The sequence below is a fragment of the Bacillus sp. TE9106W genome, assembly GCF_054062215.1.
On the sequence record NZ_JBSSFA010000002.1, the window covers coordinates 337,034 to 362,788 of the forward strand.

Annotated in this window: 27 protein-coding genes and 1 pseudogene; 18 read left to right on the forward strand and 10 right to left on the reverse strand. The window is 35.6% G+C overall.

Going from position 1 to position 25,755, the window contains the following annotated elements; translation table 11 throughout:
* Positions 1-103: 103 nt before the first annotated feature.
* The 3 genes from ACVWY7_RS05280 (at position 104) to ACVWY7_RS05290 (ending at position 3,575) form a co-directional block, all read left to right on the forward strand.
* Entirely contained in the window at positions 104-2,875 is a 2,772-nt protein-coding gene (locus tag ACVWY7_RS05280; protein WP_326969149.1) for a YhgE/Pip domain-containing protein, read from the forward strand.
* A 142-nt stretch (positions 2,876-3,017) separates the two neighbouring features.
* Positions 3,018-3,233, forward strand: a complete 216-nt coding sequence (locus ACVWY7_RS05285; protein WP_033682349.1) for a hypothetical protein — start codon at positions 3,018-3,020, stop codon at positions 3,231-3,233.
* Positions 3,234-3,269: 36 nt separating this feature from the next.
* Positions 3,270-3,575 (forward strand): DUF2087 domain-containing protein, encoded by a 306-nt coding sequence (locus tag ACVWY7_RS05290; RefSeq protein ID WP_000138193.1) that lies wholly within the window; start codon positions 3,270-3,272, stop codon positions 3,573-3,575.
* A gap of 26 nt (positions 3,576-3,601) precedes the next feature.
* Here the strand turns inward: ACVWY7_RS05290 and ACVWY7_RS05295 are convergent, their stop codons facing one another.
* Positions 3,602-3,955, reverse strand: coding sequence for a PH domain-containing protein (locus ACVWY7_RS05295; protein ID WP_456523698.1), 354 nt, complete (start codon positions 3,953-3,955; stop codon positions 3,602-3,604).
* Positions 3,956-4,088: 133 nt separating this feature from the next.
* On the opposite strand from ACVWY7_RS05295, the gene ACVWY7_RS05300 reads away from it, so the two are divergent.
* Both ACVWY7_RS05300 and ACVWY7_RS05305 read left to right on the forward strand, forming a co-directional pair.
* On the forward strand, positions 4,089-4,598 hold the full coding sequence (locus tag ACVWY7_RS05300) for a GNAT family N-acetyltransferase (protein WP_017561301.1): 510 nt from the start codon (positions 4,089-4,091) through the stop codon (positions 4,596-4,598).
* Between the two features lie 237 nt (positions 4,599-4,835).
* The gene (locus tag ACVWY7_RS05305) at positions 4,836-5,849 is read left to right on the forward strand and encodes a LacI family DNA-binding transcriptional regulator (protein WP_073530670.1); all 1,014 of its coding nucleotides are present in this window, start codon (positions 4,836-4,838) and stop codon (positions 5,847-5,849) included.
* Positions 5,850-5,888: 39 nt separating this feature from the next.
* Here ACVWY7_RS05305 and yhfH read toward each other — a convergent pair whose 3' ends face one another.
* Positions 5,889-6,017, reverse strand: coding sequence for a protein YhfH (yhfH, locus tag ACVWY7_RS05310; RefSeq protein ID WP_000567010.1), 129 nt, complete (start codon positions 6,015-6,017; stop codon positions 5,889-5,891).
* A 179-nt stretch (positions 6,018-6,196) separates the two neighbouring features.
* On the opposite strand from yhfH, the gene ACVWY7_RS05315 reads away from it, so the two are divergent.
* From ACVWY7_RS05315 to ACVWY7_RS05340, 6 genes are all read left to right on the forward strand, one after another.
* Positions 6,197-6,931, forward strand: coding sequence for an MBL fold metallo-hydrolase (locus ACVWY7_RS05315; protein ID WP_000784654.1), 735 nt, complete (start codon positions 6,197-6,199; stop codon positions 6,929-6,931).
* A 9-nt stretch (positions 6,932-6,940) separates the two neighbouring features.
* Positions 6,941-7,930 carry a lipoate--protein ligase gene (locus ACVWY7_RS05320; protein ID WP_000897260.1) on the forward strand — a complete coding sequence of 330 codons (990 nt, stop codon included), beginning with the start codon at positions 6,941-6,943 and terminating at the stop codon, positions 7,928-7,930.
* A 254-nt stretch (positions 7,931-8,184) separates the two neighbouring features.
* Positions 8,185-8,613 carry a hypothetical protein gene (locus tag ACVWY7_RS05325; protein ID WP_000832621.1) on the forward strand — a complete coding sequence of 143 codons (429 nt, stop codon included), beginning with the start codon at positions 8,185-8,187 and terminating at the stop codon, positions 8,611-8,613.
* A 161-nt stretch (positions 8,614-8,774) separates the two neighbouring features.
* A complete protein-coding gene (locus tag ACVWY7_RS05330; protein ID WP_001055160.1) occupies positions 8,775-10,307 on the forward strand; it encodes a fatty acid--CoA ligase family protein in 1,533 nt (510 codons plus the stop codon).
* Positions 10,308-10,419: 112 nt separating this feature from the next.
* Positions 10,420-10,671 carry a hypothetical protein gene (locus ACVWY7_RS05335; protein WP_000435474.1) on the forward strand — a complete coding sequence of 84 codons (252 nt, stop codon included), beginning with the start codon at positions 10,420-10,422 and terminating at the stop codon, positions 10,669-10,671.
* 89 nt (positions 10,672-10,760) lie between these two features.
* Complete coding sequence (locus tag ACVWY7_RS05340; protein WP_033682346.1) at positions 10,761-11,783, forward strand: S-layer homology domain-containing protein; 1,023 nt, start codon at positions 10,761-10,763, stop codon at positions 11,781-11,783.
* A gap of 144 nt (positions 11,784-11,927) precedes the next feature.
* Here the strand turns inward: ACVWY7_RS05340 and cytK2 are convergent, their stop codons facing one another.
* Entirely contained in the window at positions 11,928-12,938 is a 1,011-nt protein-coding gene (cytK2, locus tag ACVWY7_RS05345) for a beta-channel forming cytolysin CytK2 (RefSeq protein ID WP_000830621.1), read from the reverse strand.
* A gap of 314 nt (positions 12,939-13,252) precedes the next feature.
* On the opposite strand from cytK2, the gene ACVWY7_RS05350 reads away from it, so the two are divergent.
* The gene (locus ACVWY7_RS05350; RefSeq protein ID WP_000793755.1) at positions 13,253-14,359 is read left to right on the forward strand and encodes a metallophosphoesterase; all 1,107 of its coding nucleotides are present in this window, start codon (positions 13,253-13,255) and stop codon (positions 14,357-14,359) included.
* A gap of 41 nt (positions 14,360-14,400) precedes the next feature.
* On the opposite strand, the gene ACVWY7_RS05355 is transcribed toward ACVWY7_RS05350, so the two are convergent.
* On the reverse strand, positions 14,401-14,754 hold the full coding sequence (locus tag ACVWY7_RS05355; RefSeq protein WP_000718000.1) for a DUF5412 family protein: 354 nt from the start codon (positions 14,752-14,754) through the stop codon (positions 14,401-14,403).
* 359 nt (positions 14,755-15,113) lie between these two features.
* Here ACVWY7_RS05355 and ACVWY7_RS05360 point away from each other — a divergent pair, with 359 nt between their 5' ends.
* Positions 15,114-16,091: an HD domain-containing protein gene (locus tag ACVWY7_RS05360; protein ID WP_105988975.1), complete on the forward strand. Its 978-nt coding sequence runs from the start codon at positions 15,114-15,116 to the stop codon at positions 16,089-16,091.
* A 73-nt stretch (positions 16,092-16,164) separates the two neighbouring features.
* On the opposite strand, the gene ACVWY7_RS05365 is transcribed toward ACVWY7_RS05360, so the two are convergent.
* Genes ACVWY7_RS05365 through ACVWY7_RS05375 form a run of 3 tightly spaced genes read right to left on the reverse strand, consistent with a single transcriptional unit; the run spans position 16,165 to position 18,934 of the window.
* Positions 16,165-17,625, reverse strand: coding sequence for an ABC transporter ATP-binding protein (locus tag ACVWY7_RS05365; RefSeq protein WP_000631364.1), 1,461 nt, complete (start codon positions 17,623-17,625; stop codon positions 16,165-16,167).
* 12 nt (positions 17,626-17,637) lie between these two features.
* The gene (locus tag ACVWY7_RS05370) at positions 17,638-18,309 is read right to left on the reverse strand and encodes an energy-coupling factor transporter transmembrane component T family protein (protein WP_000460688.1); all 672 of its coding nucleotides are present in this window, start codon (positions 18,307-18,309) and stop codon (positions 17,638-17,640) included.
* A 19-nt stretch (positions 18,310-18,328) separates the two neighbouring features.
* Positions 18,329-18,934, reverse strand: coding sequence for an MptD family putative ECF transporter S component (locus tag ACVWY7_RS05375; protein ID WP_001022102.1), 606 nt, complete (start codon positions 18,932-18,934; stop codon positions 18,329-18,331).
* 147 nt (positions 18,935-19,081) lie between these two features.
* On the opposite strand from ACVWY7_RS05375, the gene ACVWY7_RS05380 reads away from it, so the two are divergent.
* On the forward strand, positions 19,082-19,978 hold the full coding sequence (locus ACVWY7_RS05380) for a helix-turn-helix transcriptional regulator (RefSeq protein ID WP_456523699.1): 897 nt from the start codon (positions 19,082-19,084) through the stop codon (positions 19,976-19,978).
* 263 nt (positions 19,979-20,241) lie between these two features.
* Here the strand turns inward: ACVWY7_RS05380 and ACVWY7_RS05385 are convergent, their stop codons facing one another.
* Complete coding sequence (locus ACVWY7_RS05385) at positions 20,242-20,571, reverse strand: winged helix-turn-helix transcriptional regulator (RefSeq protein WP_000432592.1); 330 nt, start codon at positions 20,569-20,571, stop codon at positions 20,242-20,244.
* Between the two features lie 135 nt (positions 20,572-20,706).
* Here ACVWY7_RS05385 and ACVWY7_RS05390 point away from each other — a divergent pair, with 135 nt between their 5' ends.
* Positions 20,707-22,086 (forward strand): MFS transporter, encoded by a 1,380-nt coding sequence (locus ACVWY7_RS05390; RefSeq protein WP_326969162.1) that lies wholly within the window; start codon positions 20,707-20,709, stop codon positions 22,084-22,086.
* A gap of 40 nt (positions 22,087-22,126) precedes the next feature.
* On the opposite strand, the gene ACVWY7_RS05395 is transcribed toward ACVWY7_RS05390, so the two are convergent.
* Both ACVWY7_RS05395 and ACVWY7_RS05400 read right to left on the reverse strand, forming a co-directional pair.
* Entirely contained in the window at positions 22,127-23,245 is a 1,119-nt protein-coding gene (locus tag ACVWY7_RS05395; protein ID WP_000501936.1) for an anti-sigma factor, read from the reverse strand.
* A 5-nt stretch (positions 23,246-23,250) separates the two neighbouring features.
* Positions 23,251-23,736: an RNA polymerase sigma factor gene (locus ACVWY7_RS05400; protein WP_000824000.1), complete on the reverse strand. Its 486-nt coding sequence runs from the start codon at positions 23,734-23,736 to the stop codon at positions 23,251-23,253.
* 137 nt (positions 23,737-23,873) lie between these two features.
* On the opposite strand from ACVWY7_RS05400, the gene ACVWY7_RS05405 reads away from it, so the two are divergent.
* The 3 genes and pseudogenes from ACVWY7_RS05405 (at position 23,874) to ACVWY7_RS05415 (ending at position 25,532) form a co-directional block, all read left to right on the forward strand.
* Entirely contained in the window at positions 23,874-24,776 is a 903-nt protein-coding gene (locus ACVWY7_RS05405) for an AraC family transcriptional regulator (protein ID WP_073525473.1), read from the forward strand.
* A gap of 59 nt (positions 24,777-24,835) precedes the next feature.
* Positions 24,836-25,202: pseudogene (locus ACVWY7_RS05410) on the forward strand (VOC family protein).
* 177 nt (positions 25,203-25,379) lie between these two features.
* On the forward strand, positions 25,380-25,532 hold the full coding sequence (locus tag ACVWY7_RS05415; RefSeq protein ID WP_000394950.1) for a hypothetical protein: 153 nt from the start codon (positions 25,380-25,382) through the stop codon (positions 25,530-25,532).
* Positions 25,533-25,755 lie beyond the last annotated feature (223 nt).

The window sequence follows — 25,755 nt, forward strand, 5'->3', positions numbered from 1 at the left end:
TATAAATTCGGGGATAAGGCATATGTATGAATCAGTATAGCCTTTTTGTTTGGGTAAAAGTGACCAATTGAACAATTCGGTCATTTAAAAAGGGGGAGAAATGATGAAAGGAAATCAGTTACTTCGTAAAGAGTTCACACAAATTATAAAAAGTAAAAAAATATTAATTCCAATTATCGCGGTTCTATTCGTACCAATTTTATATGCAGGTATGTTTTTATGGGCCTTTTGGGATCCGTATAAACAGCTAGAGGATTTACCAGTGGCGGTAGTCAATTTAGATAAAGGTGCAGTATTTGATGGAAAACCAATTGAGGTCGGAAAAGGGCTTGTTGATAATTTAAAAGATAATACCAGTTTTAAATGGGAATTTGTAAGTGAAAAAGAAGCGAAAAAAGGAATGGAAGGCAGAAAGTATTACATGTTAGTACGCATTCCAGATGACTTCTCAAGTAACGCTACAACATTATTAAAAGATGAACCGAAACCATTAAACTTAGAATATATTCCAAACGAAAGCTTAAACTTCTTATCTTCACAAATTGGCGGAACAGCCATTGAAAAAATTAAAGGTGAAGTAGCAAGTACGTTAACGAAAACATATGCAGAGAAAATGTTTGATTCCATTCAAGACGTCTCAAAAGGATTAGCAGATGGGGCGGAAGGAGCAAATAAACTACATGACGGATCAAGTGAGTTGCATGATGGTTCAAGTAAAGTAACGGATGGACTTCATACACTTCAAGGGAAATCTGGGGAGATACAGACAGGGGTAGGGAAACTATTTGATGGATCTGGGAAAGTAACAAACGGTTTAAATACGCTAAATAGTAAAACAGGTGAGATGCAAATAGGTATCGGAAAATTAGTAGATGGCTCTGGAAAAGTAACGAATGGTTTAAATACGTTAAATAGTAAAACAAGTGAGATGCAGACAGGTATAGGCAAATTACAGGATGGATCTCAGAAGGTAACAGCAGGTTTAAATACATTAAATGGTAAAACAGGTGAGATGCAGACAGGTATAGGGAAATTACAAGACGGGTCCAAGAAAGTAACGGCAGGTTTAAATACATTAGTAAGTCGATCCGGTGAATTAAAAACAGGAACAACTGATCTATCAAATGGTATGGAACAACTGGTTGGGGGACAAAGCCAATTAGAGGGAGCTTCTCAAAAAATTGAAAAGGGTTTGGAAGATTTAGATCGTGCAGTAAAAAATTCTGCTGCAGATTTAAAGGAAATGCAGTCGAAAGGCCCTTCTATATTGAATACAGTAAATGAGAAAATAGATGGAGCTGGTGCGAATGTAAATCAGTTAAATGAGCTTACGCAATCAACAGCGGGAGATGCAAAAAATGCAGCGCAAGATGTAGCGAATTTACAAAAGCAAATCGAGAGTTTACCAAAAGAATATCAAGAGCAGTTACAACCATTCATAACAAGTGCTGTAACAAGTACAGCGACAGTTCAGCAAAAAGCTGCAGGAGTAGCAGGTGGAACAAATAAATTAAATGAAGAAGTAAAACAATTAAAAGGCGAAATAAATCAAAAAACAAGTGATTCACAAAACAAGCTACCGAGCACAGAAAAAATGGACACTTTAGCAGGTAGTATTGAGAAATTAGTCGGTGCGCAAAAAGGTTTTGTTGAAAGTTCCCAAGAGTTTGGTAAGAAATTAAATGCAGCAAAAGAAGGCGCAAATAAATTTAAAAATGAATCCGGTCAATTAATTGATGCGATAAATCAATTAGCAGATGGCTCCGGTCAAGTAACAGGTGGTTTAGGAACTTTATCTGTAGGAGCAAACCAAATGGCAGGTGGAGTAAATCAATTAGCAGATGGCTCAAGCCAAGTAACAGGCGGTTTAGGTGCATTATCTGTAGGAGCAAACCAAATGGCAGGCGGAGTAAATCAACTAGCAGATGGTTCAAGCCAAGTAACAGGCGGTTTAGGAACATTATCTGTAGGAGCAAATCAAATGGCAGGTGGAGTAAATCAATTAGCTAATGGATCCGGTCAAGTAACAACAGGCTTAGGTACATTATCAACCGGCTCAACCCAGCTAATCGACGGCGTTAATAAACTAGCAGACGGATCAGGAAAAGTAACAGATGGTCTTGTAAAAGTAAACGATGGTTCAGGTGAACTTGCTGAGAAACTTGGCGAAGGGGCAGAGAAAACTGGTGAAGTAAAAGGAACAGATAAAACGTATGATATGTTTGCAAGTCCTGTAAAAGTGAAGACAGAGAAAATGGCGGAAGTTCCAAACTACGGAACTGGATTCACACCGTATTTCTTATCACTTGGTTTATTCGTTGGGGCATTACTATTATCAATTGTATATCCATTACGTGATACAGTTGGTGTTCCAAAATCAGGATTTAGCTGGTTTATTAGTAAGTTCGGCGTATTACTATCAGTCGGTATTATTCAAGCAGTAGTAGCTGATGTTATATTACTGTTCGGATTAGGTGTAGAAGTACAAAGTATTCCATACTTCATACTCTTTAGCATCGTTACAAGCTTAGCATTTATTGCATTAATTCAATGTTTAGTAACAGCATTCGGTGATGCAGGGCGTTTCATCGCCATCATCACATTAATTATTCAGCTTACAACAAGTGCTGGAACATTCCCACTAGAATTGATTCCGAAGTTTTTACAACCATTTAATGCTTGGTTACCAATGACGTATTCTGTATCAGGATTAAAAGCAGTCGTATCAAGTGGAGACTTTAACTTCATGTGGCAAAACATAGGAATACTCATGATCTTTATTGTTATATTATCACTTGGAACAATCGCTTCATTAACGTGGATGCATAAACGACAGTTTAAAAATATTGCTGAAAATCAATCGGTTGAAGCATAGAAAAAAGCACCTTTTCGGTGCTTTTTTATTTTAATATAGGGCATTTTTTTGTAGTTCGGATAGGAATCTTTCTAAAAACTATAGAAACGAAAGAAAAGGAATTACAACAATTTACAGAGAAACATAGAATAGAGGAGTTGATATGATGAAAGGAAATCCCACTTACTATTTTATCTTGTATCCACTAATCTTCTTTCTTGTTTTCACCCTTTCACCTATCTTACTTCACAAAGAGGAATATACAAGTATAAAAGATACATTAGGAATACTGCTATTCTACTATGTGTTAATTAGCGGGTATTACCTTATGGCTATTATAAGTGAAAGAATAAAGAAAAATAATAAGGACAAACAATAAAGTTGTATTATTTAAAAACCGATGGAGGATAACAAAATGACCGAAAATGAAATCAAATTCAGAGATACAACTATTCGTAACTTTTTCGATAAAGAGGACCGCCTAAAATCAATTCCAGGTCAAAAGAAGAAAAAACTAGTATTGTTGGAGCATTTAATTAGCAAGTTAAATGCTGATAATCAATATACAGAAAAAGAAATGAATACATTTATCAAACAATATCATGATGATTTTTGTACAATTAGACGTGAATTTATTGTACATGGGTTTATGGATAGAGAGGCTAATATGTACCATATAAACGGGAGAGAAGTTTGGACGAAGTGGGAGGAGTTAAAATAATGAATTAGAGGGGGGATCCCCACTGATTATGAGTTTGTGCTAATCTTGCATTTCCTGCGTAGTAAGTCTATGAATTCTTCAATATTTGAACTTGTAATGTATCCCAGTGTTATATATTCATCTTCGTAGTAAAATATTATTTTTTTATCAAAGATTCGTCTCTTCGTTTCTATGGATAGAATTTTTTCATAATCAAATTCGGCAATTAATGTGTTTTTATATTGGCTAAAAAAGAGAAGTCTTCTATTAGTAGTAAGTAGCATGCCTGGATACGGAACATTATACGTAATCATATAGCCAATAAGTGAACAATTTAAAGTGGATAAAATTGTTTCTTCTTTATGTAATAGTTGTTTTGCAGTGGTTAAAATTGGATTCATTGTATACATTCCTTTTACATAGATATAAGAATATTGTATCAAAAGTGAAAAGATGCTCAATATGTAATGTTGCATATTGAGCGTTTGATAGTTTGAATATTATTTTTTAAAGAAAAAGGTACGAGGTGATTTAATGATACGATTAGCAAAAGAGACTGATGCAGAAGCAATTATGGATATTAGAAAAGAAATTATATTATCGAAAACTACTACAAAATTTTTTATAGTATCTCCAAAGAAATTACCAAATGATACGAATGCAGAAAGAGAAAAGATACGGAGAAGTAATGAGAAAGGCAATCTTTACATAGTTTATGAAGTAGATAATAAGGTGGTTGGCTTTTTACTGTTCAATCGATATGAGCTAGACCGCTTACGACATGCAGGTACAATGGGAATGGGAATTAAGGAGGCGTACTGTAATCAAGGCATTGGTACGAAGTTAATTGAATTTCTTATTCGTTGGGCTAAAGAGCAGAATGGTTTAGAGAAAATTTGCTTAGGCGTAGTTTCTGTTAATGATAGGGCGATTAAGGTGTACAAACGTATGGGATTTGTAGAAGAAGGCAGACAAAGAAAGCAAATTAAATATGAAGATGGATCATATGGGGATGACGTATTGATGGGGTTTTATATTGATTAAAATTTGATTTTATAAGGGACATATTAATAAGCTGATGTGTATACGTAATGGTATGTACATCTTTTTTTATACCTACTGTAAACTTCTAAAAGTAATATAAATTCCCTTCCCATTAACATACTTTTCCCTATGTATAATATTAATATAGTAAAATCATAAGAAGCCGTATTGCAGTTTCCAATAATATACTATATAATCAATTTAAGAAAACGTTTTCATGCAAAGGGGGAGAATTTCGTGTCGACTATAGAGGACGTGGCGAAATTAGCGGGGTTATCAAGGACAACGGTTTCTAGGGTGATTAATAACCATCCATATGTTTCAGATGAGAAGAAAAAAAGGGTTCAATTAGCAATGAAGCATTTAGGCTTCGTTCCTAATTCTGCGGCGAGAAGGCTTCGTAAACAAAAAACGGAAACAATTGCGGTGCTAGTTCCAAGGATTACAAATCCTTTCTTCAGTAGATTTATTGAAGCAATCGAGATTGCTGCTTCTGAACATAAATATAAACTGATTATTTGTCAAACAAGATATTTACCAGAAAAAGAGATGGAGTATTTACAATTATTATCTACGAAACAAGTAGATGGGATTATTCTATGTTCACTAGAAAATCCGTGGGAAGATGTAGAGCCATACTTACAACACGGTCCAATCGTGTTATGTAATGAATATATTGAGGAAGCAAATATTCCAACAGTGAAGTTTGATCATGCACAAGGAGCATACATAGCTGCGAAGCATGTGTTAGAACAAGGATATCGCAATCTTATTTTTTGTCGTGGTAACGAAACCAAAGTTGTTAGCCAACAGAGAAAAATGGGCTTTTTACGTGCCATAACGGAAAAGAGCCGCCAAGTAGAAGCGATCGATTTTCTTGAAAACGCTTTCTATTGGGAAGATGGCAAACGAATATTCCATGAAGTATTGAAAGACAAAAAAAATCCTACCGCGATTTTGGCAGGAGGCGATGAGGTAGCAGCTGGAATTATTTCAGAGGCGAAACGCCATGATTGGAGCATTCCAGATGATCTCGCTGTTATCGGTTTTGATAATCAAATTTTATCACAGATTACAGAACCAGGTATTACGACAATTGAACAGCCAATCGATGAGATGGCCCGAAAAGTTGTCGACCTAATGATGGATAAAATCCATACGAAAAATTATCGAAAAAAAGAATTGTATGAGTTTGAACTGGAGCTCTTGGTGAAAGGTTCAACGATGAAGGATACGATGTTATTAGCCTAGTAGACTATGTCTGCTAGGTTTTTTTCTGTTCACAAACTACTATTCTTCGTGAACGCAGTCATCACATTTGTTATGGTAAGCTTCGTGCTGCTCATCAATTTCTTTCCCGCAGTGCGCACAAGTTTTCGTCGGTAAATTTCTGAAAAACTCCATTGGTTGATCGATCATGTCAATCCCTCCATTTCCATTTCTTACTATCATTGTATTAGTACAAAAAATAAAAGTCAACAACTGTTTTATAACAAAATGAAAATTAATGAAAAAGTTTAGGAAATGGATTATAGTTAACAATGTAGGATGTAAGCAAAACATGCATTTCTACTCGGTTTTAGAAAGGATGGATACATATGAAAATGACTGTTGTCGGCTTTTGGGGCGGCTTTCCAGAAGCGGGAGAAGCAACGTCGGGGTATTTGTTTGAACACGATGGTTTTCGTTTACTTGTAGACTGTGGTAGTGGTGTACTAGCACAGCTTCAAAAATATATAACACCATCTGATATAGATGCAGTTGTACTTTCGCATTATCATCACGATCATGTTGCAGACATTGGGGTATTGCAATATGCGAGACTAATTACGAGTGCGACAAAGGGACAACTACCGGAACTACCAATATACGGTCATACATTTGATGAGAATGGATTCCATTCTTTAACGCATGAACCACATACGAAAGGAATCCCATACAATCCAGAAGAAACACTTCAAATTGGACCGTTCTCGATTTCATTCTTAAAAACTGTTCATCCTGTTACATGCTTTGCGATGCGTATTACAGCAGGTAATGATATCGTAGTGTACAGCGCTGATTCCAGTTATATTCCTGAATTTATTCCATTCACGAAAGATGCTGATTTGTTCATTTGTGAGTGTAATATGTATGCACATCAAGAGGCTGCAAAAGCGGGACATATGAATAGCACAGAAGTAGCAAGTATTGCGAAAGATGCAAATGTAAAAGAACTTTTATTAACGCACTTACCGCATACAGGCAATCCAGCTGATTTAGTAACAGAAGCAAAACAAATTTTCAGTGGCCATATTACGCTAGCGCATAGTGGCTACGTATGGAACTCATGAGGTGATATGATGTTATTTATTGATAATAAAGGGATTACAGATCCTAGAATAAACTTAGCAATTGAAGAATATTGTGTGAAGAATTTAGATATTAACGAAACGTATTTACTGTTCTATATTAATGAGCCTTCGATTATTATTGGTAAAAACCAAAACACAGTAGAAGAAATTAATGCAGATTACGTAAAAGAAAAAGGTATTCATGTCGTTCGTCGTCTATCAGGCGGAGGCGCAGTATATCATGATTTAGGAAACTTAAACTTCAGCTTTATTACGAAAGATGATGGGGACAGTTTCAGCAACTTCAAAAAATTCACAGAGCCTGTAACGAAAGCGCTTGGTAAATTAGGCGTAAATGCAGAACTAAGTGGTCGTAACGACATTTTAGCTGAAGGCAGAAAAATTTCAGGTAACGCACAGTTCTCAACGAAAGGCCGTATGTTCAGTCACGGTACGTTACTATTTGACTCTGAAATCGATCACGTTGTATCAGCACTTAAAGTGAAAATGGATAAAATTCAATCAAAAGGAATTAAATCAATTCGTAGCCGCGTTGCGAACATTACAGAGTTCCTAAACGAAGAAATGACGACAGAAGAGTTTAGACAACTTCTTCTAGAAACAATTTTCGAAGGAGAAACAGAAATCCCAACGTATGAATTAACAGAAGAGGATTGGAAAGAAATCCACAAACTTTCTGAAGAGCGCTACCGCAATTGGGACTGGAACTACGGAAAATCTCCGAAGTTCAACTTACAACATTCACACCGATTCCCAGTTGGACAAGTTGACGTTCGTCTTGAAGTGAAAAAAGGAACAGTAACAGAATGTAAAATTTACGGTGACTTCTTCGGTTCACTAGATGTACATGATATTGAAGAACGTCTAACAGGCGTACAATTTGATAAAGATGCATTCACTACAGCTTTAGAAGGCGTAGATATCGCACGTTATTTCGGTAACATTACAACAGAAGATTTCTTACATTTGTTCTTCTAAAAATAAGGGAGGCTACCGTAACTGGCAGCCTCTTTCTTTTTGCGTAGATTGCCATGTTTTGTCGGTAAGTTGATATATTTAAAAAATCGCTGATATATTTCGAGTTACGACCGATATATTTGGAAAATCGCTGATATATTTCGAGTTGCGCTGATATATCTGAAAAATCGCCGATATAATTTTATATACGATAAAATCACAGGACATCTGCCTCTTATAAAGGAATATATATATTCAAAAGGAGGCGGATCGAAATGAAAAGAGTAATGTACGTTGTATTATTGCTCAGCTTCGTCATTGGAATAGCAGCTTGTAACGATGAAACTTCCTCAAGTCGTACACTTTTATCTATTGGAAAACCAGCGAAAGATAATGTTATATATTTTACGCATACAGATAACAAGCGAAAGATACAGGAAATACAAGACATGTTTCAAAATAAGAAGTGGAAAAGAAATGAAACATTCAGCACGGTTAATAAAACACCAGATGTCGTCTTTTCAATAGATGAAGACAATACAGGGTTACCGGCACTATATGTTACGGTGTATTTTCATGAAGATGGAGCGGACGCGATCAACTTGTTTGGAGAGCATACGACGTTAAATAAAGAGGAACTTACTAAACTGAGAGAAAAGATGAGTGCATATTATCCTAAAATGATTTTTGGTCTAGTTTCATAAATTGCTTGTAAACAAAATTCATTTATCCTTTCAAAGTAAACGAAGAGGAGGTGATCTGTTTATATGCAGTTAATAGAATATCACTTGCCACTTTAATTTTCTTTTAATATAATTAATTTAGAATTTTTAAATATTCTAAATTTTATAAAGGTGGGGTTTGTGTGAATCTCGTTCAATCTTTGGCTGAAACGGCGAAAAAGAAGGGGGATAAACCGGCTTATATATTTATGGATCAGTCGGTCTCATATGACCAATTAAACAAAATGGTCACAAGGTTTTCTAGCAATTTAGCAGAAATGGGCATTGGAAAAGGGGACAATGTCGCATTAGTTGTTGGAAATTCACCACATTTTTTGGTCGGTTTATACGGAACAATGAAAGCGGGAGCAACTGTTATTCCAGTTAATCCAATTTATACAGCAGACGAAATGCATTACATTTTACAAAATGGAGATGTAAAAACAATCATCGTACTCGACGTCCTTCTACCTGTTATACAATCTCTTACAACAAGACTTCCTTCACTTGAGAACATCATCATATGCGAAACCTCATCAGATTTTAACCATACAGAAACTGAAAAAATGAAAACGTTTACCAGGATGATAGGGGCTGGAGATTTAACTTACGAAGGCCCAGAGCTAGATGAAGAAGATGTAGCGGTTATTCTATACACTTCGGGCACAACTGGAAAACCGAAAGGCGCTATGTTAACACATAAAAATTTATATAGTAATGCGAACGATGTAGCGTCGTATTTACAATACACGGCTGATGACCGCGTCGTTGCGGCATTGCCGATGTTCCACGTGTTCTGTTTAACAGTGGCGGTCAATGCACCAATTGTGAACGGAGCGACTATTTTAATGTTACCGAAATTTAGTCCGAAAGAAGTATTCCGTATTTGTCGCACGTATGAACCGACAATTTTTGCCGGTGTACCGACAATGTACAATTATTTATATTTATTCGAAGAAGCAAGCGCAGAAGATGTGAAGACACTTCGCCTTTGTATTTCAGGTGGTGCGTCAATGCCTGTTGCTCTTCTACAAAACTTTGAAAAACGTTTTGACGTAATTGTTTCAGAAGGATACGGTTTATCAGAAGCATCACCAGTTACTTGTTTTAACCCGCTAGATCGTCCGCGTAAGCCAGGATCAATCGGTACAAATATTTGGCATGTGGAAAATAAAATTGTAAATGAACTTGGGGAAGAAGTACCAGTCGGCGCAGTCGGTGAATTAATTGTTCGCGGGCCTAACGTTATGAAAGGATATTATAACGCGCCAGAAGATACAGCTGCGACATTGAAAGATGGCTGGCTGTATACAGGAGACTTAGCAAAAATGGACGAAGAAGGTTACTTCTATATCGTTGATCGTAAAAAGGATATCGTCTTAGTTGGCGGTTATAACGTATACCCTCGTGAAGTAGAAGAAGTATTGTACATGCACGAATCAGTGGCGGAAGTTGTCGTAATCGGTGTTCCTGATGAAAACTTAGGAGAAGCAGTGCGAGCGTACGTCGTTCTGAAACAAACGAACGTAACAGAAGAAGAACTGATGCATTACTGTACGTTACATTTAGCGAAATATAAAGTACCAAAGAGTATTGAGTTTTTAACAGAACTGCCGAAGAATACGACAGGCAAGTTGCTGAGAAGAGCTTTGAGAGAAAAAGCGATGCAAGTTTAAAAATAGGGGCAACCATCTTTATGAAGATGGTTGCCTTTCTATTTTTTAGCATTGGTTAAGCTATGGTGCCATATATTTAAACCGTAATATGACTAATAAGGAGGAGATATAAGTGGAACAGAAGGAATTACGTTTACGGCGAGTGCAGTATCTTATTTGTGATATTATGGATGAAATGAATGCTGAAAGTGAGAAGAACAACTTAGAAATACTGCAGCAAGTCATTGATCACCTTTCAGGAGCGATAGGTGATTTAGTTGATCCGTCAAGCTCGTATTCTATCGATTATTTAGAACGGAAAGTTCATACAGCGCATTATTTACTTTTTAAAAATGAGCGGAAAGCGTACTTATGTAGGAAATAATATTATTATTTTCATTTGACATTGATAATCATTATCAATATGATAGTTGTGTTAGGTATATTTATATAAAGGGAGATGTCATATTGATAATGATTAAGAAAAAATATATGAATGCATTCGTTATAGCAGCAACTTTAGCAGTTCCATTTAGTAGTATTATGGCACCGATTGCGAAGGCAGAAGCGGCGGTTGAAATGAAAGCAGCTAGCAAATTAGCAGATGGCACTTATGACGTTATTTTAAAGACTTATAAAGATAAAACGAATGATACATCAGTTGCGTCTACATATTTAAAAAATCCAAAAGTAACCATTCAAGGTGATAAAAAAATCGTTACGTTAACAGTTCAAGATAGTAGCTATTTCCAGTACCTTAGAGTAGAAGATACGAATAAAGTAGGGATATTCCATGATGTAAAAGTAATTTCCGAAGATAAAGCAAATAACGGTACGAAAGTTGTTCAATTTGAAATCGATGAGTTCTCGAAAAAATATAATATGCAAATGCATATATTAATTCCAGCAATTAAATATGATCATACATATCAAGTACAGTTTGAAATCGACGCGAGTGCAATTGAACAGAGGCCTAAATTCTCAGATGTACCAACTTGGGCACAAGAGTCAGTTCAATATTTAGTAGATAAAGAGGCAGTGCACGGTAAACCAGATGGTACGTTTGCTCCAGCTGAAAGTATTGATCGTAGTTCAGCTGCAAAAATATTAGCAACTGTTTTAGGATTAGAAATTAAGAAAGATGCAAAGCCATCATTCCCTGATGCACAAAACCACTGGGCAACTCCATATATTGCTGCTGTTGAAAAAGCAGGTATTGTAAAAGGTGATGAGAAGGGAAACTTTAATCCAAGCGGGTTAATTAACCGTGCATCAATGGCTTCTATGTTAGTAAATGCATATAAATTAGAAAGAAATGAAAATATAAAACTACCGAAAGAATTTGCTGACTTAAACAATCATTGGGGTGCGAAGTATGCCAATATTTTAATCCAAGAAAAGATTTCAATTGGAACAGATAATGGCTGGGCTCCAAATAAAGCGGTAAGCCGTGCGGAAGCAGCGCAATTTATTGCGAAGGCGGATAAGCTGAAGTAAAGTACCGACATTAGCTTTAAGTAGAAAGGCACATGAGTCTATTCATGAAATGAAAAAAGGTCTGTTTATGTTACCGAAAGAACTGAAAGATTTTTTATTTCAATAAAAAACCGAACCACCATCTAAATGGCAGTTCGGTTTTATTTATTTTTTCTCAACTAATTTCTTATTCTTCCAATCTAGTGTAAACGATTTATTAAATGTTTTTTGATCAACATCTTTTACGTTGTTTCCAACCCAGTTTGCAGTTCCAAATGTGTAGCCTGGACGAAGTTGGTAGTCGTCGGCATGTTTTGTATAAGCGACTTGTAGGTTAGATTGGTCTGTATTTTTTTCAGAGATAACAACAGCGATCATACCAGGAGAGAAACCACTATTTGTTAGCGCTGGAAGTTGATCCATCGGTATTAAATTACCTTTTGCATCAGATTCATATAAGTATGTGCGAGAGTACATGAACAGTTGGTTTCCATATAAAGAATGGTAGGAATCACGTGTGTAAATACCCCAGTTTTGATTATTATATCCGTTAAAGAATACGTTCCATTTTACGTTTTTATTTGTTTGGTCAATTAAGTTTGTTTTATAACTAGTTTGTTTATAGCTTACAGAGTCAGACCAAGTTACTTGACCAGTTGCGCCAGCTTCAGCGCTAGGGCCATTTGGCGTTGCAGAAGCTTTAACAGAACCACCAAGTTGATATGATACACTAGATGTTACAGTCGTTTCTTCTACAGCATTTGTAGGTGCTACGTTAAAGAAACGAGCGCTGTTATCTTGAAGATTAAAGGCAATATCATATTGTGAAGGATAGCGTAATGTTGCACTAGCGCCAGGGATTGGGTAGTTATCAATAGGCGCACTACTTATAGTAGGATTTGCTTTTAGAAAACTACCAGTTGTATTAATAACGGCAATCTGTTTATCAGCGCTTGGATCATCGATGAAAGTTACCTTTAAAGACATTGTCATATTATCAGTTTGATCATTATTAAATGTATTATAGCTCGTATGTGTTTTTGCATTTTGTCCGATATCTGTTACAACTTGTGACGTCGTTTGAGCGTAAGCAGCAGGTGTTGAGAGCACTAAAGCGCTACTAGCAAAAACAGCGGATAATGCTAAACATTTTAAATATGTTTTAGAACGTTTCATACGATCACTTCCTTTTATTTTTGTCGATATATGTCGTATTTCGTTTATATCGTAACATAAAAATAAAGCGGAAGGCATGATTATGCATAATTGCATAGGTGAGTTTTGGATAGTGAAATTTTATGAATCCTTCTCAAGGGAATCGCCGCTGTATTGTTTATATATTCCTCCTCATCAACTCCCCAACTTGCGTCGTAACAAACGCAACAACACTAAACAGTTAGAGGTTTTTATTGTGAAGATCATTGTGCTTAATATTTACGCTATAAGTGCATAACAAGTTATAATAGAAGAAATGAATAAGGAGGCTAGTTGTGAAGAATCTTCGTTATCTCAATATATTTACGATATTAATTATATACACACTACTTATGCTTTACATAGGCTGGAACGGCTGGGTTTGGCTTCATGCGGTATTTGGCTGGGAGTCTTGGGGATATTACGCTTTCATAGTTGGCTTCATTTCGTATGCGTACATTCTTGTGCAAGTGTTTAAGTTTTTGCCATTTCTACGAACGATAGGTTCGATTTGGTTTGCGGTCATCCAATACGCGCTTATGTTATTGCCGTTAGCTAATATTACAGTCTTTCTTTTACAGTTTTCAGTAAAGAAAGAAGCGGCAATTATTTGGACAGGGGTGGCTGTGTTAGCGGCATTTATTTTTATCTTTGCGTACGGAGTATTTAATGCATATAGCCCAGTAGTAAGAAAGTATGAGGTGCACATTCCGAAAAAAGTAGAGGGACGTAAAAGCTTACGCATTGCGATGGCTTCTGATATGCATTTCGGTAAATTATCTGGCGTTTCGCATTTGAAAAGGCTTGTTCGTCATGTAAATGAAATGGAGCCGGATATTATTTTACTGCCAGGTGATATTATCGATGATCATCCAGGGGTGTTCATTCAAAAAAATATGGGGCCAATTATGAAACAAATGAAAGCTCCATTAGGCGTATATGGTGTGTTAGGAAACCATGAATATTATGGACGGGCAGTTCCTGAATTTTTACAAGAGATGGATAAGATTGATATTCGTATTTTGTTAGATGAAGTGATCACAATTGAAGATGACTTTTACCTCGTTGGAAGAAGAGATAAAACAGAGCGAAATCGCCAAAGCTTTGAAAAACTTATGAGTACAGTGGATAAATCGATGCCAGTTATCGCAATGGATCACCAACCCTTTGAATTAAAACAAGCAGCGGATGCTGGTGTAGATTTACTATTATCCGGTCACACGCATCGCGGACAAATGGCACCAAATCATATTGTAACGAGAAGAATGTACGAACTAGACTGGGGCTACGCACAAAAAGGTGCATTCCACGCAATTGTTTCTTCTGGTTTCGGATTTTGGGGACCACCATTAAGACTTGGAAGTAGGTCGGAGATTGTACAGGTGGAGGTTACGTTTGAATAGTAGGATAAAGGGCCAACTAATAACAGTTGGCCCTTTCCTCTTTAGTTTTTTCTAAAATCATATGTGTCCGTCTCTACATTTAGTTTATGTTTATTAATTAGCACTGTATGATCGTCTAACCATTGTACAGTTGCAGTTTCTTCACGATAATTCCAGTATATATTTTTCTTATTTATAAACTTTTTATTATTTGCTACAAGCTCTCCTCTTATAGCATAGCTAGTCGTTGCTCCGCCATTATGCCTGTATATATGTAACGTATATGTTTTATTTGGTGAGTGTATGGTTTGAATTTCTTCACCGCCTGAAAGCCCAGATAAAGTGAAGAATTTCCAATATCCTAAACTAATTAATACAATAATGATTAATAGAATGGTAAAGAAAATCTTTTTCATATTTCCCCTCTTTCCCTTAATAGCTATATCTGTATTAAATCAAAAAAGAATGAAACTAACAATATTATCCTTTTTGAACTAGAATATGTATGTTCCCATTTTTAGCGTCCTGTTCACTATATAAATGAATCCTTTCTCGTGCTTGATTTGAATGAGATTCTTTATTTTTTTCAATAAAAAAAGGCTCCACATAAGGAGCACTCAATAAAAATAAATGAATTAAAACAAATAACAGACATGTATAATATACAACATTTATAATTTAATATCAATATATTTAGATTTAAAATATTAATTAGTTTCGATTTTATAAAAGAGGTATGATTATAAGAGACGGCTGAGATAAAGGGGGATTATAAGTGATCATATCAGATGTACTATACGGAGAATTTAAAGTCGATCCAGTAGTAGAAGAATTAATCTTAAGTAAGTCTGTGCAAAGACTAAAAGGTATTCATCAAACTGGCGCAAGTTATTTAGTGAACAAGGAATGGAATGTAACGCGCTTTGATCATTCAGTTGGTGTTATGTTGTTAGTTAAAAAACTAGGTGGTTCAGTAGAAGAGCAAATTGCAGGTTTACTGCACGACGTATCGCATACTGCTTTTTCTCATGTGATTGATTACGTTTTTGATAATAGAAATGAAAGTTATCATGAAGAGATATTTAGTTCTGTTGTGAAAAACTCAGAAATTCCAGCGATTCTTGCGAAGTATGCTTATAACTATGAAGATATTTTATTAGATGATTCGAAGTGGACGTTACTGGAACGGTCAGCGCCCGAATTATGCGCAGATCGAGTGGATTATACGTTACGAGATAGGTATACATATGGGTATATTTCTTTAGAAGAAGCTCACAGTTTTTTAGAGGATCTCATCGTAGTAAATGGGAAAATGATCCTTCAAAATATCGAAATGGCAGAGTGGTTTACAGAAACGTATTACAAAGAAGTCATTGATTTCTTTATGAAACCAATGAATATTTACGGAAATGATATGTTAGCGAAAACGCTAAAGTTAGCGCTACACAAAAAGGTTATTCATGTAGATGATTTCCTTCTTGAAGATGATGAGCTTATTTCGAAATTGCAGCAATGTAATAATCCAGAAGTACATGCTTTATTAAGCAAAGTTCATCCGAATGTAAAAGTAAAAGAAGATAGAAACGATTATGATTTACATCAGAACAATAAAGTACGCCTTATTGATCCTCCGTTACTTCGTGAAGGGGAAGTCGTCCCATCGTCTGTTGTGTCAGAAAACATAAGACGGATGAGTGATAGAGCTTATGAAAAAGCAGTGAGAGGGATGTATGTGAAAGTGATTTCGGATTAAATAGAAAAGGTTACCCTAAAATAGTGATGTAGCTATTTTGAGGGTAACTTTTTTTGTATTGTACTCTATTAATTTACTCAATTTCATACATAAAATCTACAAGTTCTCTATAAGAGAATGTACGAGTCAGGACATCAGTTGTAATCTTTCCATCTCTTAGTTTTAGAACGCGCTGACAAGCACCTGCAACGAGCTCGTGATCATGAGTAATGATAAGCACGTGACAGAATCGTTTGGCAAGTTGTTGAATTACTTTGATAACACGTCTTAAGTTCATCCCATCTAAACCTGAGGTCGGCTCATCTAGTATGAAAATAGAAGCTTCATTCATTAAACCGATTGCGAGAACGAGCCGTTGTTTTTCACCGCCTGATAAAGTGGCAGGATGATTGTCTCTCAAATGCCATAGATGGAGGGTCTTTAGAACATTTTCAGCCATTTCCTCCTGATTAGGGTGGTTGAGTAACACTTCATTCCATACGCTATCGGTAAATAGTTGGTAAACTGTATCTTGCATAACGAACCAAATTTTTTGCATTCGTTTATTGGCTTTTAGTCTCATGTTATCGATGTGGATGTTGCCTGCACATTCTTTTTTTAATCCTATTAATGTGCGAGCGAACGTCGTTTTACCTGCACCATTTTTTCCGATTAACGCCGTTACTTCATTTGCATAAAGTGTAATGTTTAAATTTTGCAGTATCCAATCTTTTGCACCTTTATGTTTGACGTGCAAGTCTTCAATTTGCAGTTTTTCTAATTTTGAAGGAGAAGTGAGGTTGTTCATTTTGCCTTTTTCAATAAAAGGAGAACGTAATCCTAATTCTTCTATTTCTTCGCAAGAGAGAGCGAGCAACTCATGTGGTGTATAAATGTTTTGGATTTCACCATTATCCATATAAATAATACGGTCTACAAGGTTCATTAAGTAATACAGTCGATGTTCTACAATGACAATTGTTTTCTTTTTTTCTCGTAAAGAGAGCAATTCTTCTTTGAGAATATTGGTTGCCTGTAAATCTAAATTTGCAGAAGGCTCATCCATTACGAACAAAGGCGGATTAATCAATTGCGCTGCTGCAATGGCAACTTTTTGTTTTTGTCCGCTAGAAAGACTCATGACGTGTTGATGTTGAATCGACACTAATTCCATTTGGTGTAACACATCTTGTAATCGTTGTTCAATTATACCTCGCTCTATTCCGTAATTTTCAAGTTCGAAAGCGAGTTCATCTTGAACGATAGAAGTGAAAAATTGAGATTTTGGATCTTGAAAGACACTACCAATCTTTTTACTAAGCTCCCATATTGGAATATCCTTCGTATGGACATTATCAATAATAATTTCACCTTGCAAATTTCCTTCATAAAAGTTTGGTATTAAACCATTTAATATTCGTCCTAGTGTCGTTTTTCCAGATCCTGAAGGACCGGTAATAAGAACGCATTCTCCTTCCTGAATTGTTAAATTGATATTTTTTAAAAGCGGTTTCCCCGCTTGGTATTCAAATTGAACATTTTTGAGTGTAATCATAGCCAATTCTCCTTATGAAATCCAAAGTGCGCCAAACATGCATAAACCGAGGAGAAGAGCAATGCTATCTTTCGGACAGAAGGCGATCGCATAGTGACTTGTTTTTTTGCATGGTGCATCAATTCCGCGAGTTGTTGCTGAGGCGCTCAAATCATCAGCCAGTCGAATTGTTCTCATCAATAAAGGGATAATTGCATATTCAAACACTTGATTTAAACGAATCCAATTTTTCGGGCTTTTTAATGAAATACCACGAATACGCACATTTTCTCTGATGATTTTGGACTCAGCACGTAAAATAGGAAAGAAACGCAAGGCAACTGTAAGAGTTAATAAAACACTTTCAGGAATTTTTAATTTTTGTAAACTTGCTAGTAGTTGTCCAGATGGAACTTTCGATAATCCAGATGCGATAATAAAAGTTGGTAATGTTTTTAAAGCAATGAGTAATACCAATAAAAGTGTGTTTAAAATGGGAGCATTCATATAAGTTGAAATGAAATGGTATGCTAAGAACAGACAACTGTATAGAATGAACCATTTGACACCTAAACGATATTGATTTTGACAAATGAGTAGAAGAACGGCGAACAACGCGAGTACGAGTGAGCCAGTGTTTGTAACAGAAATTGTCAGAAATCCACAAAGGATTAATAGAGTAAATTGTAAACGTACATCGAACATAAAAATCTCTCCTAATGTGTTACTTCATATATAAATAACCAGCTTTAACAAAGTGTTTTTGTAGTAATTTTGTTGCGAAGTAGCAACCTGATAAAGATAAAAGAAATCCGCCAATAAGACCTATTGTCATCCATTCAGGTGAATAAGCGAAATAAATTAATTCATTGATTGCTTCCTTTGAGTAACGCATTTTTTCTAATTGATTCCTACCAAGTAAGTAGATTGTGATATAGGAACCAATGCTGAAGAATGCACCGTACATACCGTATGCAATTGCTTGGCGGTGACGATTGTTATATTGTGTACCATCACCTTTTAGTAAAGTAAGTTCAGCGATGAAAGCAATTAGAATGCAATAAGGTAGAATAACAGGCGTTCCCATTAGTGCAAAGAAAATACCTGTTAATGTTCCCATTAACAACAGTGTGCCTCTCTTACTCACACGCAAGGCCATTAACATATAGACGATGCCACCAAAGAACATACCGATAGCTGGGGTAAGTGGTGGGGCAAATGTCAAGAATGGACTTGCGATGACAATGACAATAGACTGTACGATAAATAAGAGAACAGTATATAATCCAATTGTAATTAAATCTTTTGCTGCAAATTTTTTTATATTCATTCGATTCATCTCCTAGTGATTGATAATCCAAATGATAAACATTATCAGTAGTTATAACTACTCCAATATCGAAAAAATAGCCCGAAACCGTAATTTGAGGCGGAGGTGAAGAAAATGAAAAATATATTAAATACCTTTTTTACGGAAATGAAAAGAAGCAATGATGCTGTTCATCACGAAAGTTGGCTAGGAACGACGTATCATTTTGTAAATGGTAAAGTGAGGCGGTTGTATATTGAAGAAGGGGTCGAAATGCAGATTTTTGATAACTGTACATTCCAACGCCCCAAAATACCTATATTGAAAAAAATATTAGAGATTACAGTTATATTGGATGGACAAATTACAAAAAAGGGAAACACTTTATTAGCCACACAATATGACTCGAAAACTTTGTTGTTCTTTAATGAGATTGAAGAACAGCTTCAATATGATCAGCTCACAGGAATGAGTGTTTTTCTCGACTTAAATTGGTTGGAGCGGTATCTCATTCAAGAAAATCAGCTCCATATTTGGAAGGAAATCGAGCAGTTTTTTCTTCATTCAAGAAAAATTATTTTTCAAAAAGAGAGTGAGACGATTCATCGTTCTATTGCGCGTTATTTACAAAACGAATTTAAAGAAAATGCTATGAACCATTTATTAATTAAAGCAAAAGTTTTAGAGTTTTTAGCACATAGCCTTCAAAAAATTTGGCCAGAAGTTGTAGATCAACGAATAGAGGGGATACTTGATGTAATTCATCAGCAATTTCACCTACCGATTCAAGTACAGAACTTAGCTGAAATGGCGAATATGAGTGAATCAAGTATGCAAAGTTATTTTAAAGCGTCGTTTGGAATGTCAGTCTATCAATATATTCAGCGTAAACGTGTAGAGTACGCAGCGGAATTACTTATTCATACAAATGAGTCCATTACGGAAATTTCAATGCAGGTTGGATACGATAATCCAAGTAAGTTTGCAAAAATTTTCAAGAGAATTTACGGAGAAACGCCTTTGCATTATCGGAAGAAATATACGGAGTATAATCGATTTAAATAATGATATTGATTTAGGGGAATGGTTAACATTTATAACCTTGAAAAATTAATGATTATAAAGGGAGTTATAAGAGTAGAACGTGAGGGAGAGAAATGCAATTTCTGATATTGAAACGAAATGTTTGCGTATGGGAAAGTAACGTATTGCATGTTTTATTACAGGGTTCGGTTGGTAAAATATAAAATAAGTACGTAGTTTATAATATATGATAAGGGTTGCTAAGAAAATGCGGTGTTACTATTTTCTTAGCAACCTCTTTCATTTTACTCTAATATTTTCCACTTGTTTCCCCAATCCTTCATCGCGTCAAAAATAGGACGAAGTGTTTCGCCTTTTTTTGTTAGTGAGTATTCCACGTGAGGTGGCATAGTTGAGTAGATTGTTCTTTTTATAATATTTTCTTGTTCAAGTTCTTTTAAGCGAAGAGATAGGGTGCGTGGGCTAATACCGTTTAGGCATCTTTCAAGCTCAGCAAAACGTTTAGGACCATAGAACAAATCTCTTAAAATTAAAAAAGTCCACTTTCCACCTATTACAGACATTGTTTTTTCAATGGGGCATTTTAATAAAATTTCTTCATTTACATTTTCCATATAAACACTCCTTACTATATAAAAGTATAGGTACTATATAAAAAATCAGTACTTTTATAAATGAAGTACTTTATTTATTATAGTCCTAAAGGAATATATAGGTAAATCACTAGTTTTTGAAAGGGGAGTAAGCAAGTGAATGGGGTGGCTAGCAGAAATTTAGATGTTCAAACAGAAGAAAAATCAGGTATTATCATTTTAATCGCTTTGGCAATGGGATTTATTATGGCAACATTAGACGTAACAGTAGTAAATGTTGCAGTGGTAAATATTCAAGAAACATTAGGGCTGACATTATATAGTTCGACATGGATTGTTGACGGATATATTTTATCTTTTGCGGCATTATTATTAGCTGGAGGGGCGTTGGCCAATCGATTTGGAGCAAAAAGAATATATTTAATTGGTTTAATTATTTTTGTGTTCGCCTCTCTTTTATGTACGGTTGCTATAACGGGGAACACTCTTGTTATTGGGCGGATAATTCAAGGTGTTGGAGCAGCTTTATTTATGCCAAGTTCACTTAGTTTATTAGTAGTATCGTTTCCGGATGAAAAGAAGAGAGCTAAAATGTTTGGGATATGGTCCGCAATTGTCTCCATTGCTTCTGGTACGGGTCCTTTTATTGGTGGCCTTTTAGTAAATACATTTGGCTGGCGAAGCATTTTTATTATAAACCTTCCAATTGGGATGATTGGTATTTTAATGGCCTTTGTAATTATTCCAAACGTTTTACCGAAAAAGGAGAAAATAAACGTATTAAATCATTTAATCGGTATAATTGCAATAACATTATTGGCGTTTACTCTAATTGAAGGGCCAAGTTATGGATGGTCTTCGCCTCAAATTTTAGGCGGAGTAGTGGGGACGGTATTAACTACTATTCTCTTTGTTTATGCAGAACGAAAATCAAAAAACTCAGTTGTACCAAGAGTATTGTTACAAAACGAGACATTTATCTTGGCGAATATAGTTGGATTTCTAATAAACTTTTCGTTATTTGGCGGCATATTTATGTTTGGATTCTTTTTACAAAAAGCATATGGAGCAAGCCCATTTGTAGCAGGATTACAACTATTGCCGATGATGAGCGTATTTGTTATTGGGAATGTATTATTTGCAAAAATGGTGAGTAAGTTTAGCTCAAAATGGTTATTATTCATAGCGTTATTTATAGCTAGTATAGGATCTGTATTATTAATGCTTCTAGTAAATAATGTGAGTTATATAGGAATTTCAATCATTTATAGTGTTGTTAATCTTGGAATCGGTATAGCAGTACCTGCCATGACTACAATTGTAATGAAATCTGCCGGTCGTGAAAATGGGAATATGGCTGGAGCAACTTTAAATGTAAATCGTCAAATTGGTGCATTAGTTGGTATAGCAATTATGGGAATCATTTTAAATGAATCATCCAATTGGTACAAAGGGGCAAGCTATAGCTTTTTAGTTATTGGGCTTTCCTATCTATGTGCAGCATTTTTAGTTTGGAAGTTTGTGGGGAGGGAATAAAGAAGTAGAGCATCACTCCTAGATGCTCTACTTTTTCTCATTACTGATCAAACCAATTCCAAACCTCGATATCTCCAAGAGTCGCATAACGTACGTGAGGCGAGTTTTGTAACTTTAACAATTCTTTCGACGGCCCAGTAATGACGATTCCGTATACTCTCACACCGTTATCTTTTACATAATCATAGCGTTTATCTAAGTTCAGCTCTTTTTCAGGAGTCCAAGTAGTTTTACTTACAGTTTCTTTATGTTCAGAAAGAATGCGCATCATTTCGATTACTTCATCTTCTTTTGTCTTCGGTCGTTTTGCTTCATTATCAGGGAGATTTATATGTTCTGGAAATCCGATAACCTCTCCGCCATGTAGGATGAAATCTTCTTCATCTATTCTTTCTTGCCCTGTGTCTAAAGCGTACCATATAGGAGTTGGCGGCATTTCTTGTGCTTCAAATGCGCTATATAGAATGGATTCTAGTTCTTTTAACGTATATGGTTTGTCAAAAGAAATCGCTACTTCAGCAACGGTGCCCTCATGTATCTTTCCAAGTGTATCCCAAACTTTTTTAGATATTTCTTTCAAATGATCATCTTGCTTGATTCTCGGGTGAACAAAGGAAAGTTTGTTGGAATAGGGTTTATTTGCCCATGATTGATTTGTGTCAGTTACAGATGATAAGAAACTACGCGTTGTTACTGTGCCAATTGGAAGTTCTTTTTTGCCGACAGTTTTAACTAAATTCATTTCATTTTCTGTACGGAAAAAGGGTTTGATTTTTGTACTGCCTCCAGTGGAACGACTATTTGGAATTGTTGCTTCTAGTGCGAGTGCTGGAATCTCATTTACTTCGGCTAACTTTTTCATATTATAGAAGTAAAGAGAAGATGAAAAATGATCGACAAAATAGATTGCAATACAAACGGCAAGGACAAAACTAACGGTGTGCCAACGTTGTTTCCATTTTATTTTCCAAAATGGGACTTTCAGTTTTTGTGGTGGTAGTTTTTTCTTTATTGGTTCACTCTCCGAAAGCAATTGATCTAAGTAAGCTTCACATTCTTCACATGTCTCAATATGATTTTCTAACAGTTCTTGTTCATTATGCGTGAGCGTTCCGTTTTCGTATCTCTCCCATAGTTTTTTAAATTCTGTACAACCCATCCGTATCACTCCTTTATGCTTTTCATTTCTTTTCGACCACGGTGTAATTCAATTTTCACTTTTGCTAGTGAGAGACCAGTCATCACTGCTATTTCCTTATAAGAGAATCCGTAGTAATCTCGTAGTAACAGAACATTTCGTCTCTCGAGCGGAAGAGAAGATAAACTGTCTAACCAACTAGCAATCTCATGTTTTACGAAATAAGAGTGCTCTGTACTTGGCACGTTTGGTAAATGGAATTCTGTAATTGTCGTCGTTTTATATCTTTTTTCTTTTCGATACCAATCGATAAAGGCGTTGTAGGCAATTGTAAATAACCACGGCCTAATTTCTTCTCCTTTATAATAGTCAATATGGACGAGCATTCGGTAAAAGGTTTCTTGCATGAGATCTTCAGCAAAATGGGAATCGCCGGTTAGGGAGAGAAGATAGCGAAATAAATCTTGCATATGTTCTGAGTAAATTTCTTCTAATGATTGTTTACGTTTCACTACATTTCCCTCCCTTCATACATAACAACGAAATACATATAAAAAAGTTACAATTTTTTATGGAATTATAGTAAAAAACGTCAAGAATTGGATAAGATTCTCTTTTATCATAATACATATAAGGCGGGTGAACAGAGATGGAAAGCTATGAAACACAAATTCAAAGGTCCATTGATTATATTGAGGAAGATGTAATGGAAAAACAGACACTGCGTAATTTAGCTCGCATTGCAGGTTTTTCTGAGTCGCATTTTCATCGTGTATTCCAGGCGTTAGTAGGTGATACGGTAATGGAGTATGTTCGGAAGAGGAGGTTAGCCCGGGCAGCTTATCAACTTTCTCATACGGATGAAAAAATTATTGATATCGCATTTGAACATGGCTTTCAATCTCACGAAACGTTCACGAGAGCCTTTAAAAAATTATTTCAAATGACACCGAGTGAATATCGAAAGCAAGAAATAGAAACACCGATGTATTACAGCGTGAATGTAAAGCAAAGAAAATTAAATCCGTATTTAGGAGGCATACAAATGGAATATCGTATTGTAAATAAACCAGAATTTTTAATGGCGGGTTATGAACTGAAGACGACAAGTAAAGAAGGGAAGAACCATCAAGACATTCCAGCATTTTGGCAAGAATATTTACAAAAAGATCTTGGAACGACGATTCCAAATCGTAAAGATACGAGCCAATGGGTAGAGCTTGGATTATGTACTGATTTTAATTTAGAAACAGGGGAATTCACTTATATTATCGGAATGGAAGTTACAGACTTTGAAAATGTACCAAATGAAATTGCAAAGCGTACGTTCCCAGCAGCAACATATGCAGTATTTACAACGCCGAAAGTTCCTCATGAAGAAATGGTATCGTCTATTCACCAAACATGGAATGCAGTATTCTCAGAGTGGTTCCCGCATTCAGGATACGAACATTGCGGCGTTAATGAGTTTGAGCTATACGATGAGCGTTCCCATGCAGATAAAAGTGAGTTCGCTCAAATTGAACTTTGGATACCGGTGAAGAAGAAATAATAGATTGAGAGCGAGTCATTGAGAAATGGTTCGCTTTTTTATAAAGGGGGAGTGGGAATATGTTCCAAAAACTAGAATGTGTATCTATACATACGAAGGATATAGAAAAATCCGTTTCTTTTTATAAAGAAATGGGAATGGAGCAAAACTGGGTTATAAGAAAGAGAATTAGAAGAAGGGGCTATTTGGACGTTAATAGGATTGAAGTTTCCAGATGAGAAAAGTTCGGAGTTAGTAATAAGCAATCATCCGGATATTAATTTTATAGAAGTCGAAGTATTGGTAGAAGATGTGCAACAAACGTATGAAAGTTTAAAAGATAATAAAGATGTAAAATGGATTCGCGAACCATTTCCAACAGAATCAGGACACGTTGCGGTAATGGAAGTACCTGATGAGAATGTGTTTGTGTTGGTAGGAAAATAACTGAAATATGGAGTGACCTTTCATAGTGAGTTATGAACGGTTATTTTTTATGAGTGGATTGTTAAATTTGTATTGCTTTATCTGTAATACATTTGAAAATGGTAAAATGGCAATTAAATATTGCGGGTGGAAGGTTATGCCCTTTCTTCATTTGGTGAAGAAAGGAGATGTAATCGTATGGAATTTCTTTTGCAAATTTTGTTGGAAATCACAAAAACGATAGCTAGAGAAGGTATAGTTATGGGATTTAAGAAATTAACGGCAAAAAAGCGCAAAAAGAAGACGACCCGTCTGCCTGCGAAGCGTGGGAAGTCTTCTAAGCGCAAATAAGCTTTAGTTGCAACCTTCCACCTTGCGGTAATTAGTTGCAGTGACGGGGTGTTGGAAGCACCTCGTCTACTTCATTTTATGCAAAACTTAGTTAGTTTATACTTCTATTTATAGTATAACAGTTTAGAAATGTATTTGTTAATAGTTTTATTTTTACTTTGTATAGTAGAGGAAGTAGGTTATAGTTGTCGGTTTTTGTCGGTAAGTCGATATATTTAGAAAA